This is a genomic window from Actinoplanes subtropicus (assembly GCF_000721705.1).
GTDB lineage: Bacteria > Actinomycetota > Actinomycetes > Mycobacteriales > Micromonosporaceae > Actinoplanes > Actinoplanes subtropicus.
Genome location: NZ_JOJL01000022.1, coordinates 1 through 15392, shown reverse-complemented (window position 1 = coordinate 15392; position 15392 = coordinate 1). Strand labels below are relative to the sequence as shown.

The 15392-nt window shown below is 71.4% G+C and carries 16 protein-coding genes; 13 read left to right on the top strand and 3 right to left on the bottom strand.

From position 1 onward, the window contains the following. Window position 1 precedes the first annotated feature (1 nt). The 6 genes from IH26_RS0129650 to IH26_RS0129625 all read left to right on the top strand — a co-directional run bounded on the left by IH26_RS0129650 (window position 2) and on the right by IH26_RS0129625 (window position 5967). Entirely contained in the window at window positions 2-796 is a 795-nt protein-coding gene (locus IH26_RS0129650) for an SDR family NAD(P)-dependent oxidoreductase (RefSeq protein WP_245665630.1), read from the top strand. Beyond that, a complete protein-coding gene (locus IH26_RS56245) occupies window positions 796-2025 on the top strand; it encodes a GlcG/HbpS family heme-binding protein (protein WP_051808703.1) in 1230 nt (409 codons plus the stop codon). Before IH26_RS0129650 ends, IH26_RS56245 begins: the two co-directional genes overlap by 1 nt. Then, on the top strand, window positions 2022-2951 hold the full coding sequence (locus tag IH26_RS54145) for a ketopantoate reductase family protein (RefSeq protein WP_034216249.1): 930 nt from the start codon (window positions 2022-2024) through the stop codon (window positions 2949-2951). Before IH26_RS56245 ends, IH26_RS54145 begins: the two co-directional genes overlap by 4 nt. A gap of 122 nt (window positions 2952-3073) precedes the next feature. Next, on the top strand, window positions 3074-4051 hold the full coding sequence (locus IH26_RS0129635; protein WP_030439545.1) for a sugar ABC transporter substrate-binding protein: 978 nt from the start codon (window positions 3074-3076) through the stop codon (window positions 4049-4051). 13 nt (window positions 4052-4064) lie between these two features. Continuing rightward, window positions 4065-5102 (top strand): ABC transporter permease, encoded by a 1038-nt coding sequence (locus IH26_RS0129630; protein WP_169789839.1) that lies wholly within the window; start codon window positions 4065-4067, stop codon window positions 5100-5102. A 7-nt stretch (window positions 5103-5109) separates the two neighbouring features. Beyond that, complete coding sequence (locus IH26_RS0129625; RefSeq protein WP_084599164.1) at window positions 5110-5967, top strand: ATP-binding cassette domain-containing protein; 858 nt, start codon at window positions 5110-5112, stop codon at window positions 5965-5967. Here the strand turns inward: IH26_RS0129625 and IH26_RS0129620 are convergent. Further along, window positions 5964-6587 carry an MBL fold metallo-hydrolase gene (locus tag IH26_RS0129620; RefSeq protein ID WP_030439542.1) on the bottom strand — a complete coding sequence of 208 codons (624 nt, stop codon included), beginning with the start codon at window positions 6585-6587 and terminating at the stop codon, window positions 5964-5966. The genes IH26_RS0129625 and IH26_RS0129620 overlap by 4 nt on opposite strands. A gap of 63 nt (window positions 6588-6650) precedes the next feature. On the opposite strand from IH26_RS0129620, the gene IH26_RS0129615 reads away from it, so the two are divergent. Genes IH26_RS0129615 through IH26_RS0129590 form a run of 6 tightly spaced genes read left to right on the top strand, consistent with a single transcriptional unit; the run spans window position 6651 to window position 12024 of the window. Further along, complete coding sequence (locus IH26_RS0129615; RefSeq protein WP_030439541.1) at window positions 6651-8012, top strand: FAD-binding oxidoreductase; 1362 nt, start codon at window positions 6651-6653, stop codon at window positions 8010-8012. Then, window positions 8005-8421, top strand: a complete 417-nt coding sequence (locus IH26_RS0129610; RefSeq protein ID WP_030439540.1) for a VOC family protein — start codon at window positions 8005-8007, stop codon at window positions 8419-8421. The genes IH26_RS0129615 and IH26_RS0129610 overlap by 8 nt, the downstream gene beginning before the upstream one ends. Beyond that, complete coding sequence (locus tag IH26_RS0129605; RefSeq protein WP_051808701.1) at window positions 8418-9287, top strand: flavodoxin family protein; 870 nt, start codon at window positions 8418-8420, stop codon at window positions 9285-9287. Before IH26_RS0129610 ends, IH26_RS0129605 begins: the two co-directional genes overlap by 4 nt. A 29-nt stretch (window positions 9288-9316) precedes the next feature. Next, complete coding sequence (locus tag IH26_RS0129600) at window positions 9317-9574, top strand: hypothetical protein (protein WP_157437453.1); 258 nt, start codon at window positions 9317-9319, stop codon at window positions 9572-9574. Between the two features lie 40 nt (window positions 9575-9614). Then, window positions 9615-10052, top strand: a complete 438-nt coding sequence (locus IH26_RS0129595) for a DUF6220 domain-containing protein (RefSeq protein WP_245665613.1) — start codon at window positions 9615-9617, stop codon at window positions 10050-10052. Further along, window positions 10045-12024 (top strand): acyl-CoA dehydrogenase family protein, encoded by a 1980-nt coding sequence (locus tag IH26_RS0129590; RefSeq protein ID WP_030439536.1) that lies wholly within the window; start codon window positions 10045-10047, stop codon window positions 12022-12024. The genes IH26_RS0129595 and IH26_RS0129590 overlap by 8 nt, the downstream gene beginning before the upstream one ends. Here the strand turns inward: IH26_RS0129590 and IH26_RS0129585 are convergent. Further along, window positions 12021-13088, bottom strand: a complete 1068-nt coding sequence (locus IH26_RS0129585) for a M48 family metallopeptidase (protein WP_030439535.1) — start codon at window positions 13086-13088, stop codon at window positions 12021-12023. The two genes, IH26_RS0129590 and IH26_RS0129585, sit on opposite strands and share 4 nt — an antisense overlap. A gap of 173 nt (window positions 13089-13261) precedes the next feature. Beyond that, on the bottom strand, window positions 13262-14185 hold the full coding sequence (locus IH26_RS0129580; protein WP_034216245.1) for an NAD(P)/FAD-dependent oxidoreductase: 924 nt from the start codon (window positions 14183-14185) through the stop codon (window positions 13262-13264). Between the two features lie 193 nt (window positions 14186-14378). Here IH26_RS0129580 and IH26_RS0129575 point away from each other — a divergent pair. Further along, on the top strand, window positions 14379-15392 hold a 1014-nt coding region (locus IH26_RS0129575; protein ID WP_030439533.1), incomplete at its 3' end, for a cbb3-type cytochrome c oxidase subunit I.

The window sequence follows — 15392 nt, the reverse complement described above, 5'->3', positions numbered from 1 at the left end:
CGTGGCTCTGCATCCCGTTCCCATCCCCCGCCGCTTCGAGGGCCGCTCGGTCGTCGTCACCGGGGGCGGCACCGGCTTCGGCGCCGAGATCGCCGTCCGCGCCGCGCAGGAGGGCGCCCGCGTCGTCGGCGTGCACTACCGATCCTCGAAGGCCGGCGCCGAGCAGACCGCCGACCGGGTCCGCGCGGCCGGCGCCGAGCCGGTCCTGCTGCAGGCCGACATCGCCGACTGGGCCCAGGTCAAGGCGCTCGCCGACGAGGCGTTCCGGCAGCTCGCCGGCGTCGACGTGGTGATCAACAACGTCGGCGACGTGGCCCGCGAGCAGATGTCCTGGCGGGACATCACCGAGGAGTCGGTCGACCACGTGCTGGCGGTCGACATCAAGGGCACGATGGCCTGCGTCCACGAGTTCGGCGCCCGGATGCTCGACCAGGGCCACGGCGCGATAGTCAATATCGGATCGACCGTGATCGTCCGGGGCAGCGCCCGCGCCCCGCAGTACGCGGCGGCCAAATACGGCCTGCTCGGCCTCACCAAGTCGTACGCGCACGCGTTCGCCCCGGTCGTGCGGGTCAACGTGTTCGCGCCCGGCTTCATCGAGACCGAGGCGACGCTGGGCCGCAAGGACTGGCGCGAGGGCCGCGGCGACCAGTTGCGCGGGATGACCCCGATGGGCCGCATCCCGGGCCCCGCCGAACTGGCCGGCACCGCCCTGTTCCTGGCCACCGACGACGCGTTCCACATGACCGGCGGCTACCTGGTCGCCGACGGCGGATACAACATGGTCGGCGCCTGATGAACGGCCACGCCGCCGGATCGCCACCGGCGGAGGGCGCGTCGCGGCCGGCGGCCGGTCGACGATCGGAGGCGGGCGGCGAGCAGCCGGCGGCGAGCGACCGGCCGCCGAAGCGGGACGGCTCGATTCACCCCGCGGATGTCTCGCTTGCCGAGGCGCGCGTGCTCGTGCGCCGGGCGGTGGACAAGGCCGAGCAACTGGGCCTGCGCGGCGCGATCGCCGTGGTCGGCGCGAGCGGCGCGCTGGTCACGGCGTCCCGGCTCGACCACGGCGGTGCGGGCGGCATGGCCCGGGCCCGCTCCAAGGCCTGGATCCCGGCGACCCAGCAGATCCCGAGCGCCGAGCACCTGCACCGGATGACCACCCTGCCCGCCCCGATCAGTCAGGGCTTCGTGACCGCCTCGCCGGAGGCGCTCTTCCCCGGCGCGGGCGGCCTGCCGATCCGCGACGGCGAGGTGGTCGTCGGCGGCATCTCCGCGTCCGGCGCCACGGTAAGCCCTTTCCTGCCCGCCGGGGTGCCGCCCGAGGTCGTCTCCGCCGACGGTGAGCCGGCCAACCCCGAAGACCTCCTGATCGCGTACGCGTTGGGCACGCCCTACGCCGGACAGCACGGCGACGACCGCACCCGCTGGCTGGCCCGCTTCGGCGATCTGACCGTCGCGCCGGAAGACAGTCTCGGCATGCGACCGGCCCCGCCCGCCACGGGGCAGGCCGAGCTGGACTGGGCCGTGGCGCTGTGCGATCGGGTGCTCGCCGCCGCCGAGAGCAGTGGATTGCGGGTGAGCGTGGCCGTCGTCGACCGCGGCGGCGACCCGATCCAGCAGGACCGGATGGACCACGCGGTAGCCGGCGGCGTCGACGTCGCGCTGGCCACGGCGAGCGCGGCCGCCCGCTTCGGCGTCCCGAGCGAACAGCTCGCCGACTTGTATCCGGCCGCCCAGCTCGCCGCGCTGCATCCGGCCCCGCTGCTGGCGGCCGCGGGCGGCCTGCCGATCGTCGTCGACGGCGACGTGGTCGCCGGCCTCGGCGTCGGTGGCGCCCACCCGGCAACTTGCGCGGCCCTCGCCCGCGCGGCCCTGGCCCACGCGGCGCCCGAGCAACCGGCCATCGCCCACGCGGCACCCGAGCAACCGGCCATCGCCCACGCGGCGCCCGAGCAACCAGCCATCGCCCACGCGGCACCCGAGCAACCAGCCATCGCCCACGCGGCCGATGCGGGCGCGTCATGACCGGCGCGGTGCGCGTCGCGGTCCTCGGGTGCGGCGCGATCGGCAGCCTCTACGCGGCCTACCTGACCCGAGCACCGGACGTCGAAGTCTGGGCGGTCGATCCCTGGGCCGAGCACATGAGGGCGATCCGCGACGACGGCCTGAGGGTGACCGGGCCGGCTGGCTTCGTCGCTGCGGTGCACGCGCTGACCGACGCCGCCGACCTGCCGGCCTGCGACTTCGGCATCGTGGCGACCAAGGCGCGGCACACCCGGGAAGCGGTCGAAAACGCTCACCGGGCGCTCTCGGACGCCGGCGTGGTGAGCGTGCAGAACGGCATCGGCAACGAGGAAACGATCGCCGAGGTGATCCCCCGGGTCATCCGCGGGACGATCGTCACCGCCGGAGCGGTCACCGCGCCCGGCACGGTCCGCCACGACGCCCCCGGCGACACGTGGATCGGCCCGTTCGAGCCGAGCCCGGCGCGACCGGATCAGATCGCCCTGCTGGCCCGGCTACTCAACGCGGGCGGCCTGACCACCCACGCGGTCGCCGACGCGCGTGGCCCGCAGTGGACGAAAGTCGTGTTCAACGCGGCCACCAGCCCGCTCTCGGCGCTCACCGGGCTCACCGTGGGCGCGGTGTGCACCGATCCGGGCCTGCGCCGGGAGGTCGAGCGCCTGATCGAGGAGGCGGAGACCGTGTGCGACCGGGCCGGGATCGCGCTCACCCGCGATCCGCGTGAGGCGGTCGACGAGGCCGTCCGGGAGGCGTACGCCCACCAACCCTCGATGCTGCAGGACGTGCTCGCCCGCCGGACCACCGAGATAGCCGTGCTCAACGGCGGCATCGCCGCCGAGGGCCGCCGTCACGGCGTGCCGACGCCCGCCCACGACGCGATGGTCGCGCTGGTGAGCGGGCTGGAAACTTCCTGGCCGGGGCGTTGACGTCACAGGTTGGAAATGGTCCGGCCAAGCCATGGACATCGTGCAGCAGCTCACTTATGTTTCTCCCATCTCCAAGAAAATCGCTTTCACGATGTGAAAGTTGGCCCTGAAGGAGTCCGACAGTGAACGTGCTCCGCACCGCCTTGGCCGCCGCCCTAGCCACCCCGCTCCTGCTCACCGCCGCCTGTGGCGGCTCGTCGAGCGGCGGCTCCTCGGCCTCCGGCGCCGCCGGCGACAAGCAGCTCCCCAAGACCCTGGTCTTCTCCCCGCTCTCGCTCGCGCCGCCGGCCCTCAAGGGCCTCGCCGAGGGCGTGCAGGGGTACGCCAAGTCGAAGGGCTGGGACGTCATCGTCCAGGACCCCAACTTCGACGCCACGAAGCAGAGCCAGCAGCTCAACGAGGTGATCAGCGCGGGCCGGGTGGGCGCCGCCTGGATCCTCGCGAACGCGCCCAAGTCGATGGGCCCGCTGCTCAAGACGGCCCAGTCCAAGGGGGTGCCGGTCCTCGTCAACGGCCAGCCCGCCGAGTACGGCTTCACCGGGCCGCAGCCGGGCATCACGTTCGACTACATCGACTACCCGGCCGGCGGCAAGGAGCTCGGCTCCCAGCTCGGCAAATGCCTCACCGAGAAGGCGGGCGGCACCGGCAAGGTGCTCTACACCACCAGCCAGGAGGGCTCGGCCGGCAAGGAGGCCTTCGACACGGCCGCCCTGGCCGCGCTGAAGGCCGCCGCCCCCGGCGTCACCGTCGTGCAGAACCTGCCGGTCGTCGACCGCGCCAAGGGCCAGACCGACATCGGCAACGTGCTGCAGGGCAGCCCCGACCTCGTCGGCGTCATGTCCGCCAACGACGAGGGCTCGCTCGGCGCGCTGGGCGCGGCCGGCGCCGCCGGCAAGAAGCTCGCCTGCATCACCGACTTCGGCGGCAACGACGAGGTTCTCAAGGACGTCAAGGACGGCAAGATGTACGCCTCGGTGGCGCTCCAGTTCAACGACGACATGACGCAGTCGTTCGACACCCTGGTCAAGATGCAGGCCGATCCGAAGGCCAACGGTGAGATCCTGATCGTGCCGCAGAAGACCACGACGGCCGGAAGCTGAGGAGACCGTGGCCGTGACCATCGCACCCGCGCGCACCGCCGGCGCCGAGCGGGACAAGGATCCGGCGGTCATCCGCTCGCTGATCTTCGTCCGGGACCGCGGCATCTTCGTCCTCTGGGCGTTGCTGCTGATCGCCTTCAGCATCTGGGCCAGCCCGTACTTCGCCAGCGTCGACAACGCGTTGCTGATCGCGAACGCGGCGGCGCTCACCGCGATCTTCGCGGCCGGGGTGGCGGTCGGCATCATCTGCGGCGCGCTGGATCTCTCGATCCCGGGCACCGCGGCGCTGGCGAGCTGCGTCTGCGGCTGGCTGATCACGCACGGCACGCCGACCTGGGTGTCGATCGTCGCGGCGCTGGTCCTGGGTGCGCTGGTCGGGGCGGTCAACGGCCTGATCACCTTGCGCGGCTTCAACCCGATCGTGGTCACGATCGGCACGCTGTCGGTGATGACCGGGCTCGCGTCGGTCATCGTCGGCGGCTACACCGTCCCGGGGCTGGATTCGCTCACCTTCATGGGCACCCAGCGCTACCTGGGCGTCCCGGCGCCGGTCTGGATCACCGCGGTGCTGTTCGTGGCCATCACGGTCTTCCTGACCCGCACCCGCGACGGCATCCGGATGATGGCGGTCGGCGGCAACCCGGAGGCGGTCCGCCGGTCCGGCATCCACGCCGACCGGTACAAGGTGGTGGGCTTCGTGATCAGCGGGTTCTGCGCCGCGCTCGGCGGGCTGGTGACCACGGCGCTGGTCACCGAGGCAAACCCGGCCGCGAACGCAAGCATCATCTTCAACGCGCTGACCGCGGTCGCGCTGGCCGGCGTCTCGCTCGCCGGCGGCCGCGGGTCGCTGCCGCGGGTGCTGGTCGGCGCGCTCATCCTCGGCACCATCTCGAACGCGCTGACCATCAAGGGCATCCAGCCGTACTGGGGCACCGCGGTGACCGGCGTGCTGCTGCTCGGCTCGCTCGCCATCGAGAAGTGGGTGTCCACGACCGTTTCCCGTCGCCTGGTGCAGTCCGCCCACGCGTCCGTCCACACCGGAACGAGGTGACCAGCCAATGACCGGGAACAGCGGCACGGCCGCGCAGGGGCCCGGGTTCTCCGCGCCGTCCGTAGGACCGGGCGCCGGTAGCAGCACAGCCCTCGAACTGCGTGGCATCGACATGCATTACGGCTATGTGCGGGCGCTGGACCAGATCGACATCGAGGTACGCCAAGGCGAGGTGCTCGGCCTGCTCGGCGACAACGGCGCCGGCAAGTCGACGCTGCTCAAGGTGATGTCCGGGGCGCACCAGCCGACCTCCGGCGAGATCCGGGTACACGGCGAGACGTCGGCGTTCGCCTCCCCCGCCGACTCGACGCACGCCGGCATCCAGATGGTCTACCAGGATCTGGCGCTGGTCGACGCGCAGGACATCGCCACCAACCTCAGCCTCGGCCGGGAGATCCTGCGGAAGGGGCCGCTCGGCTGGCTCGGTTTCGTCGACCACAAGGCGCAGCGCCGCCGCTCCACCGACGAGTTGGAGAAGCTGGGCGTCCGCACGGCGGCGATGACCCGCCCGGTGGAGATGCTCTCCGGCGGCCAGCGGCAGGTGGTCGCGCTCGCCCGCGGCGCCACCCGGGTCTCCGGTTTGCCCGGCGACGACGAGAAGCGCGGCATCCTGCTGCTCGACGAGCCGACCGCGGCGCTCGGCTACGAGCAGACCCAGCAGGTGCAGTCGCTGATCCGCCGGCTCGCCGATCGGGGCGTGGCGTGCGTTCTGGTCACCCACAACCTGCCGCTGGCGGTGGCCGTCTGCGATCGGATCGCGGTGCTCAACCGGGGCCGGAAGGTCGCCGACGTGCCGGTCGCCGACACCGACAACGACCAGTTGGTCGGCTGGATCACTGGGGCCCGCCCGTCGATGTTCGTCTAGACGTCCGCCGCCTCTCCCCCGGGGAGGCGGCGGACCACCCCGTCGCCGGCGAAGGCGGCGAGCATCCCGCAGTACTTGGCCGGATCGGTGGTCTCGCCCTCGTGCATCGGCACCGCCACCCGCGGGTCGACCGCCCGCACGTAGTCGACCGCCTCGGCCAGCTTGAGCCATGGCCCGTCCACCGCCACCGCGAGCACGTCCACTTCGGACGGCGGCACGAGGAAGGAGTCGCCCGGGTGGAAGAACGCGCCCTCATCGATCAGGTACGCCGCGTTGGCGCACCCCGGCACGTCTCCGTAGACCGCCGCGTGCCGGCCGCCGAAGACGTCGACGGTGGTCGCGCCGAACCGCAAGCGGTCACCCGGCTCCACCACGACGTGACCGGGCAGCCCCTCGACGGTGGCGGCGGTGTCGACGTCGACGACCACGCTCGCGCCCGGGTTCGCGGCGAGCAGCGCGGCCAGGCGGGTCACGTCCACGTGGTCGGGGTGCTGGTGGGTGACGAGCACGGCGTCGAGGTCGCGCACGCCGTCGAAGCCGGACATCGTGCCGGGGTCGAGGAGCAGGCGGGCGCCGGTCTCCACCAGGAGGCAGGCATGGCCGAGATGGGTCAGCTTCACAGCGCGCAGCATACTCTCGCATCGGGAGAACAACTTCCGTACAGCAAGAACGGTAGGCGATAGATGGACGGACTCTTCCTCCGCGGCGAGGACGGCTACGAGGAGGCCCGGGTCGGCCGGGTCTTCAACCGGCGCCGGCCTTCGCGCTACCCCGACGCGGTGCTGGTCGCGGCCGACGCGGACGCGGTGGCCGAGGGGGTGCGGCTGGCCCGATCGCGCGGCTGGCCGGTCGCCGTCCGGTCCGGCGGGCACTCCTGGGCGGTCTGGAGCGTGCGCGACGGCGGGCTGCTCATCGACCTCAAAAACCTCAACACGATTTCGTACGACGAGAGCAGCGGCATCGCCGTCGCGGGCCCGTCGGTGCGCGGCGGTCAGGAACTGGCCCCCTTCCTCGCGTCGCGCGGCCGGGCGTTCCCCGGCGGGCACTGCCCGACGGTCGGGATCGGCGGGTTCCTGCTCCAGGGCGGTCAGGGATGGAACAGCCGATCGGCCGGGTGGGCGTGCGAGAGCGTGGTCGCGGTGGAGGTCGTCACGGCTTCCGGCGACCGGGTTCGAGCGGACGCTACGCAGCACAGCGATCTGTACTGGGCGGCGCGCGGGGCGGGGCCCGGGTTCCCGGCCATCGTGACCGCTTTCCACCTGCTGACGTACCCGACGTACCCGCATCTGTGGCAGGACACCTGGACGTTCGTGCTCGCCGACGGCGAGACGCTGCTCTCCTGGATGCATGAGCTGCTGCCCAAGCTCGACCGGCGGGTCGAACCGGTCATCGCGGCGACCCGGCTGCCCGACGTGCCGCTCGATCCCGGCGTCGCCCACCCGGGCGGCACGGTCCTGCTGCTGCACACCACGGTGATGGCGGCGTCGCCGGAGGAGGCCGCGTCGCTGCTGGCGGTCTTCGACGACGGGCCGCTCGCCGGGCGGCGGCTGGGGCATGTACGCGGTGAGACCAGCCTCGAGGAGGAGAACCGGGCGCAGGCCGGGCAGAACCCGGAGGGCTACCGCTACGCCGTGGACTGCACCTGGACCGACGCGCCGGCATCGTCGCTGGCCCCGCCCCTGCTGCGGCTGTGGAGCGAACTCGACACGGAACACTCCTTCTCGATCTGGTACGGCTGGGCTCCGGACCGGCCGCTGCCGGACATGGCGTTCTCGGTCGAGGGGAACGTGTACATCGCCACGTACGCCATCTACCCGGACGCGGCGGACGACGAGAAGTACCGATCCTGGGTGCACGCCCGGACCGCGGAGATCGACGGCACCGGCGTCTACCTCGGCGACACCGACTTCACCCGGCGCCAGGACCGATTCGTGTCGGAGGCCAGCTTCGAACGGCTGGCGTCGGTTCGCGCGAAGTGGGACCCGGACGGCCGCTTCGTGTCGTACCTGTGCGCCGACCCGGCGAGGCTGAACAGCCGTGGCTGAGCCTCGCCTCGACCACGTGGGCCTCGCGGTGCACGACCTGGACGCGGCGGCCGAGTGGTACTGCGCCGCGTTCGGTTACGAGCGCGAACTCACGCTCCGGGTCGATCCGATCGATCTCGACATCGTCATGCTCCGCCACACCGTGCACGGGGACCGGCTCGAGCTGCTGCATCGCCCGGGCTCGTCGGCGGGCCTGCGGGCGGCGGATCCGGCCGAGGCGGCCCTGTCCGAGGCCTTCGGCCACATCGCGTTCGACGTGCGCGGGCTCGATGCGGCGTTCGAGCGCGCGGTCGGGCTGCTGGGCGCCCGGCCGGTGATGACCCCGCAGCCGTCACCCGAGAAGGGCGTGCGGATGGCCTTCGTGGCCGACCCGGAAGGAAACCTCGTCGAGCTTTTGGAGCGACCATGAGCAAGGTTCTCGGACTGAGCGCGGGAACGGCCGGCGGAAGCGCCGAGATCCTGTTGCGCCTCGCGCTCGACGCCGCCGGGCCGGGCGCCGAACTGGTCCGGCTGGCGGATCTCGACCTGACGGCGCAGAGCGATCTCGACTGGTTGTGGGAGAAGCTGGTCGAGTGCGACGCCCTGATCGTCAGCACGCCGATCATGAGCCGCACCATGGCGGCCGGCCTCAAGCTGCTGGTCGACCGCCTGCTCGGGCCGAACGCCGACGCCGCGATCATCGAACAACTGGTCGCCGTACGCCGGGCCGGCAACGAGCCGGCAGTGCCGTTCCGGGTCGACGAGCGGGTGCTGCGGCCCCGGGTCGCCGGTTTCCTGGCGGTCGGCGGATCGCTGACGCCGCAGTGGAAGACGCTCACCCTCCCGCTGATGCACACGCTCACGTTCTCCATGCACATCGCCGTGGCCGACCAGGTGGTCTTCGGCGGCGCCGGCACCCCGCGGTCGATCCTGCTCGACGACGAGGCCCTGCGCCGCGCGGCCGCCCTGGGCGCGAACGTCGCCGGCCAGGTGGGCAAGCCCTACGACGACGTGACCTACCTCGGCGAGCCCGGCCTCTGCCCGATGTGCCACCTGAGCGTGGTCGAACTGACCGGTACCGACGTCGCCTGCGCGACGTGCGGCTGCCGCGGCACTCTCGGAAACGCCGGCCGGATCGAGTGGACCGATCGCACGACCTCGGTGCTCTCGATGGACGAGAAGCGGGCTCACGCGGTGGAGATTCAGGAGACCGCGACCCGGCACCGGGAGGCTCAGGCGACCATCGCCGAGCGCGCGGCGACGATCCCGGTGGTCGATCCGGTGTCGCCGCGGTGATCGGCCAGGAACCGGGACGGTGGGACGCCTTGGCCGACGCCACCCGGGACGCGTGGCAGCGGGAATTCCTCGGGGCGGACGGGCGGCTCACGCCGGATACGCAGGCCGCAACCCCCACAGATTCGACGGATTTCTTCGGCGTAACGTCCCCGGGCGTGAACACGATCGAAGGTGCGCTGGTCTTCGCCGGAATCCCGCTGGCCGTGGTGGGCATCGTCTTCGGCGCCGTCTTCAGCACCACTCCGAAGCCGCCGCGCGACGAGTCGAAGAAGACCAAGAAGTCCTGATCGGCTGTCACGTTTCGCCGCGGCGGCTCGTCCTGGCGGCATGACTTCCTCGCTCATCCGCCGCACCTTCGCCGTCCTGGCCGTACTCCAGCTTCTGATCGTTCTTGCGCAGTTCTATCTGGCCGCGACCGGGGCGTTCAGCGCCAAGCCCAACGACGAGGCGTTCGAGCCGCACAAAGCGCTCGGCTACGTCACGTTCATCGTCCCGGTGGTGATGGCGATCGTCGCCGCGGCGGGCCGGTTGCCGGGGCGGCTCACCGGGCTCTCCGCGCTGATCGCCGGACTGGTCACGGTCCAGGTCGTCGTCGCGAAGATCGCCGAGTCGCTGGGCGACGACGGCACGGCCGGTCCGCTGTTGTTCGGCCTGCACGCGCTGGTCGCCCTGGTCATCGTGGCCGCGGTGGGCGATCTCGCACGCCGATCGCGGGAACTGTGGCGCGCCGATGAGCGGGCGGGCTACGATATTACTCATGGGTAACTTGGGACTTCAGGAAGCGCTCGACGGGCGATGGGCGGACGTGCGGCGGGCCGCGCGCGAGCAGCTCGCGGGAACGCATTTCGTGGCGGTGCCGGGTGAGACGCTCGAGCAGAGCCGAGAGAGGATCACCCGGCTCCTCCGGGAGCTTCCGGTCGATCCGGGGGTCGGGGCGGGCTTCCCGACCGAGTACGGGGGCGGGTCCGATCCCGGTGGCGCGGTGGTCGCCGCCGAGATGCTGGCGCAGCTCGACCTGTCGCTGATGGTGAAGGCCGGCGTCCAGTGGGGACTGTTCGGCGGCGCGGTGGTGGCGCTCGGCAACAAGGCGCAGCACGACGCCTACCTGCGCGACATCATCTCGACCGACCTGCTCGGCTGCTTCGCGATGACCGAGACCGGCCACGGCTCGGACGTCCAGCAACTGCGCACCACCTGCACGTACGATCCGGAAACCCAGTCCTTCGATCTGCACACGCCGCACCAGGCCGCCCGCAAGGACTACATCGGCAACGCCGCCCGCGACGGGCGGATGGCGGTCGTGTTCGCCCAGCTCATCACCGGCGGCCGGACGTACGGCGTGCACGCGTGGCTGGTGCCGATCCGGAACGACCGGGGCGAGCCGCTGCCGGGCGTGACCATCGGCGACGACGGGCACAAGGCCGGCCTGCTCGGCGTGGACAACGGACGGCTCACCTTCGATCACGTGCGCGTGCCCCGCGAGATGCTGCTCGACCGGTACGGACAGGTCGCGCCGGACGGCACCTATTCGAGCCCGATCGAGAACGACACCCGGCGCTTCTTCACCATGCTCGGCACCCTGGTCCGCGGCCGGGTCGTGGTCGGCGGTTCGGCTTCCGCGGCCACCAAGGAGGCGCTGACCATCGCCGTGCGCTACGGCGAGGCCCGGCGTCAGTTCGCGGCCCCCGGCGAAGAGCGCGAGATCGCGATCAACGATTACCTCGCCCATCAGCGGAAACTCCTGATCGGGCTGGCCACCACGTACGCGCTGACCTTCGCTCAGGAGGAGTTGGTCACCGCCCTGCACGAGGTGCAGACCGCGGACGGCCCGGCGGACGAGCACCGGCAGCGGGAACTGGAGTCGCGGGCCGCCGGGCTGAAGGCCGCGCAGACCTGGCACGCGACCCGGACGATCCAGGTGTGCCGGGAGGCGCTGGGCGGCGCCGGGTACCTGGCCGAGAACCGGCTGCCCGGCCTGAAGGCGGACACCGACGTGTTCACCACCTTCGAGGGCGACAACACGGTGCTGCTCCAACTGGTCGCGAAGGGCCTGCTCACCGGCTATCGGGACGCTTTCGGGTCGCTCGACGGCTGGGGGCGCGCGACGTTCGTGGCCGAGCAGGTGCGCGAAATGGTGCTCGAACGGACGGCGGCGCGCTCCCTGATCCAGCGCCTGGTCGACGCCGTGCCCGGCCGGGACGAGGAGGTGGCGCTGACCGATCGCGGCTGGCACCTCAAGATGTTCGAGGACCGGGAGAAGCATCTGCTCGACGGCGTGATCCGGCGGCTGCGCCGGGGCGCGGCGAAGAAGCCGGCGCGATCGTTCGACATCTTCAACGACGTGCAGGATCACGTGATCGAGGTGGCGTCCGCGCACGTCGACCGGGTCGTGCTGGAGGCGTTCGTGGCGGCGATCGCGCGCACAACCGACCCGTACACCCGTGATCTGCTTTCCAAGGTCTGCGATCTGTACGCGCTGAGCACGATCGAGGCGCACAAGGGGTGGTATCTGGAGCACCAGCGGCTCACCCCGCCGCGCTCGAAAGCGGTCACCGGGATGGTGAACGACCTGCTCAAGCAGCTGCGCCCGAAAATGACCGAACTGGTCGACGCGTTCGCGATCCCGGACGAGTGGCTGGCGTGCGCGGCGCTGCGCGAGGAGCCGGGCCGTCAGGAGGTCATGGCGGACCACGATCTCCTGACAGCCTCCCCCGAACCGGTCACATCCGCTCGTTAGTTGTTCTCGCCGTTGTCGTTGTTGCCGTTGGTGCCGCGGCCCGTCGCCCAGTCGCGGGCGCCCCGGGCCGCCGAGCCCGCGAGGTCCGCCGCGCCGCCGGCGGCCTTGCGGGCCAGCGTCACCAGCGGGTCGGTCGAGTCCCGGAACTGTTCGCGGTAGCTGGACGCGGCCGCCTTCACGTCGTCGGTGACCGACGCGTCCCGGTCGTCGTCGCGGCGCGGGTAGTCGCCCCCGATGATCCGGGCGTAGGCGCCGGAGTCCACCCAGCGGCGCAGCTCGGCGGCGCGCGCCACCGGGAACGGCTCGCTGTTGAACAGGGTCATGCCCAGCTTGTGCAGGCTGTCGCGCAGGTCGCCGCCGCCCTCGTACTCGGCGGCCTGCTCGAGGAACGCGGCGGTGTCGATCTGCGAGAGGTCGCCGCCACCGGCCATCTTCATGAAGAGCCGGATCGACGCGCCCTGATCCTGCGCGGCGAGCAGTCCGGCCCGGTCGGCGGAGAGCTCGGCCTTGCGCCACCACTCGTACATCGCCACGATCACGGCCCGCAGCGCGAGCGCGCCCATCGGGATCCAGCTGATGTTGGTCACCCAGCGGGTCAGGATGGTGAGGATCGTCTGGTAGACCGCGTGACCGCTGCGCACGTGACCGATCTCGCGGCCCAGCAGCGTGCGCAGTTCCTCGTCGTCGAGCTTGTCCACCGCGGCCGTGCTGATCACGACGAACGGCCGATCCATACCGATCGCCTGCCCGCTGATGATCGGCGACTGGTGCACGTACAGCTCGGGCGGCTCGGGCACGTCGAGCGTCCGCGCCGCCTCGGTGAAGCGCTGGTAGACCCGCGGGTACTGCCGGTGGTCGACCCGGATCGCACCGGCCAGGTACTGCAGGCGGAACCCCCGCTCGTTCCACATGCCGAAGAACGCCTTCACCAGGTCGTCGAAGCCGCGCAGCTCCCGCAGGGCGGTGAGCGCGCCGCGATCGGCCGGGTGCTCCCAGGCCCGCGAACTGATGCCGGTCAGCGTGACCCGCTGCCGTTCCGGCCGATTTTCCCCGTCGTCTGTCATCGTGACCCTCCGTCTCGTCGGGATATGAGCCTTCCCGACCGGCCGCCTCCGCACATCGGCCCAGGGCCGGGATATTCACACCCGTCCGCTACGACTTTTGGCCGATGCCGCCGGAGCCTACATAACGGTCACAAACGCTCCCGCCGATCCGCGTGGCCGGGTGCTCGGCGGTCCTACCCGCGCCGGGCGACGGCCGCGGCGGTCTCCTCGGCCACCAGATCGAAATTGATCTGCGCGCCGGCGAGGGCACCTTGCGCGGCCGCGGAGCTCACCTGCGCGGAGAGGTCGGTGACGTTGCCGGCCGCCCACACGCCGGGGACCTCGGTGCGGCCGGTCGGATCGGCCGGGAGGTGCTCGCCCATGCCGGACGGGTGCTCGACCGGTTTGAGGCCGAGCCCGGCCAGGAACCCGGCCCGGGCGACCATCCGGGTCGCGACCGCGATCGCCTGCCGGGGGAAGAGCCGGCCCGACTTCAGCCGTACGCCCTCCGGCTCCAGCCGGTCCACCTCGCCGGGCACGACGGTGATGCCGCGCGCGGCCAACTGCTCGGCCTGCTCGCCGGCCGGTTCCGGCTGCCGGTCCGGGAAGAACTGCACGTCCTCGCTGAGCTGCCGGAACAACAAGGCCTGGTGTACGGACATCGGACCGGTCGCGAGCACCCCGATCGCCCGGTCGCGGATCTCCCAGCCGTGGCAGTACGGGCAGTGCACCACGTCGTGGCCCCAGCGCTCGCGCAGACCGGGGACGTCCGGCAGTTCGTCGACCAGCCCGGCGGTGACGAGCAAGCGCTTTCCCCGCACCCGGCGCCCGCCGGCCAGCTCGACCACGAAACCGTCGCCGTCCCGCGCGGCGCTCACCACCTCGCCGTCGACGACCTCGCCGCCGTAGCCGCGGACCTCCTCGCGGCCGCGGGCGACCAACTCGAGCGGGTTCACGCCCTCGCGCCCGAGCAGCCCGTGCACCCCGTCGGCCGGCGCGTTGCGCGGCCGGCCCGCGTCGACCACCAGAACGCTCCGGCGGGAGCGGGCGAGCATCAGGGCGCCGCTCAGGCCGGCCGCCCCGCCACCGATCACGATCACTTCATAGGCGTCATTCATGCCACGACCATGCCGCGCCGCCGAGAGATCCGGCAAGCATCGTTGCCGGAACAGCAAAGACCGGGCAACCGCGCCGCCCGGCGCTCCGGCCGCCCGCCGCCGATCGAAGGATTTGTCGGAAATCGAGCGGTTCGGCCGGGTGCGCGCATATAACGAGAGGTGGTCAGCACACCGCGCAATCCGAGGAGCCCGCATGACCGCAGTCGCCCCGCGCCCGGTAGCCACCCGGCCGTACCCGGTCCGGCGGCAGGTCAAGGGTTCGGCGCTGTCCCGGATCCTGCGCACGACCGACGCGAAGCAGATCGGCATCATGTACCTGTTCACGTCGCTCGCGTACTACGTGGTCGGCGGGTTCCTGGCGCTCCTCATGCGCACCGAACTGGCCCGGCCCGGCATGCAGTTCCTCTCCCCCGAGCAGTTCAATCAGCTGTTCACCATGCACGGCACGATCATGCTGCTGTTCTTCGCGACGCCGATCGTGTTCGCCTTCGCCAACTTCGTGGTGCCGATCCAGATCGGCGCTCCCGATGTGTCGTTCCCGCGCTTGAATGCCCTCGCGTACTGGCTGTACCTGTTCGGCACCGGGATGGTCATGCTGGGCTTCATCACCCCCGGCGGCGCGGCCGACTTCGGCTGGTTCGCGTATGCGCCGCTGAGCGACTCGCTGCACTCCCCCGGCATCGGCGGCAACCTGTGGGTGGTCGGCCTGGCCCTCTCCGGCCTCGGCACGATCCTCGGCGGGGTCAACATGATCACCACGATCCTGACCCTGCGCGCCCCCGGCATGACCATGTTCCGCATGCCGATCATGACGTGGAACATCCTGGTCACCAGCCTCCTGGTGATCCTGGTCTTCCCGTTCTTCGCGGCCGCCCTCTTCGCGCTAGCCGCCGATCGGGTGCTCGGCGCGCACGTCTTCGACGTGGACACGTCCTTCCTGATCGCGGTGCCGACCGGCATGAAGTTCTTCGTGTGGATCGGCACGATGTGGCGCGGCCAGATCAGTTTCGAGACGCCGATGATGTTCGCTCTCGGTTTCATGGTGACGTTCCTGTTCGGCGGGCTCTCCGGGGTGCTGCTCGCGTCGCCGCCGATCGACTTCCACGTCTCCGACTCGTACTTCGTGATCGCGCACTTCCACTACGTGCTGTTCGGCACGATCGTGTTCGCGGTGTTCGCCGGCATCTACTTCTGGTTCCCGAAGATG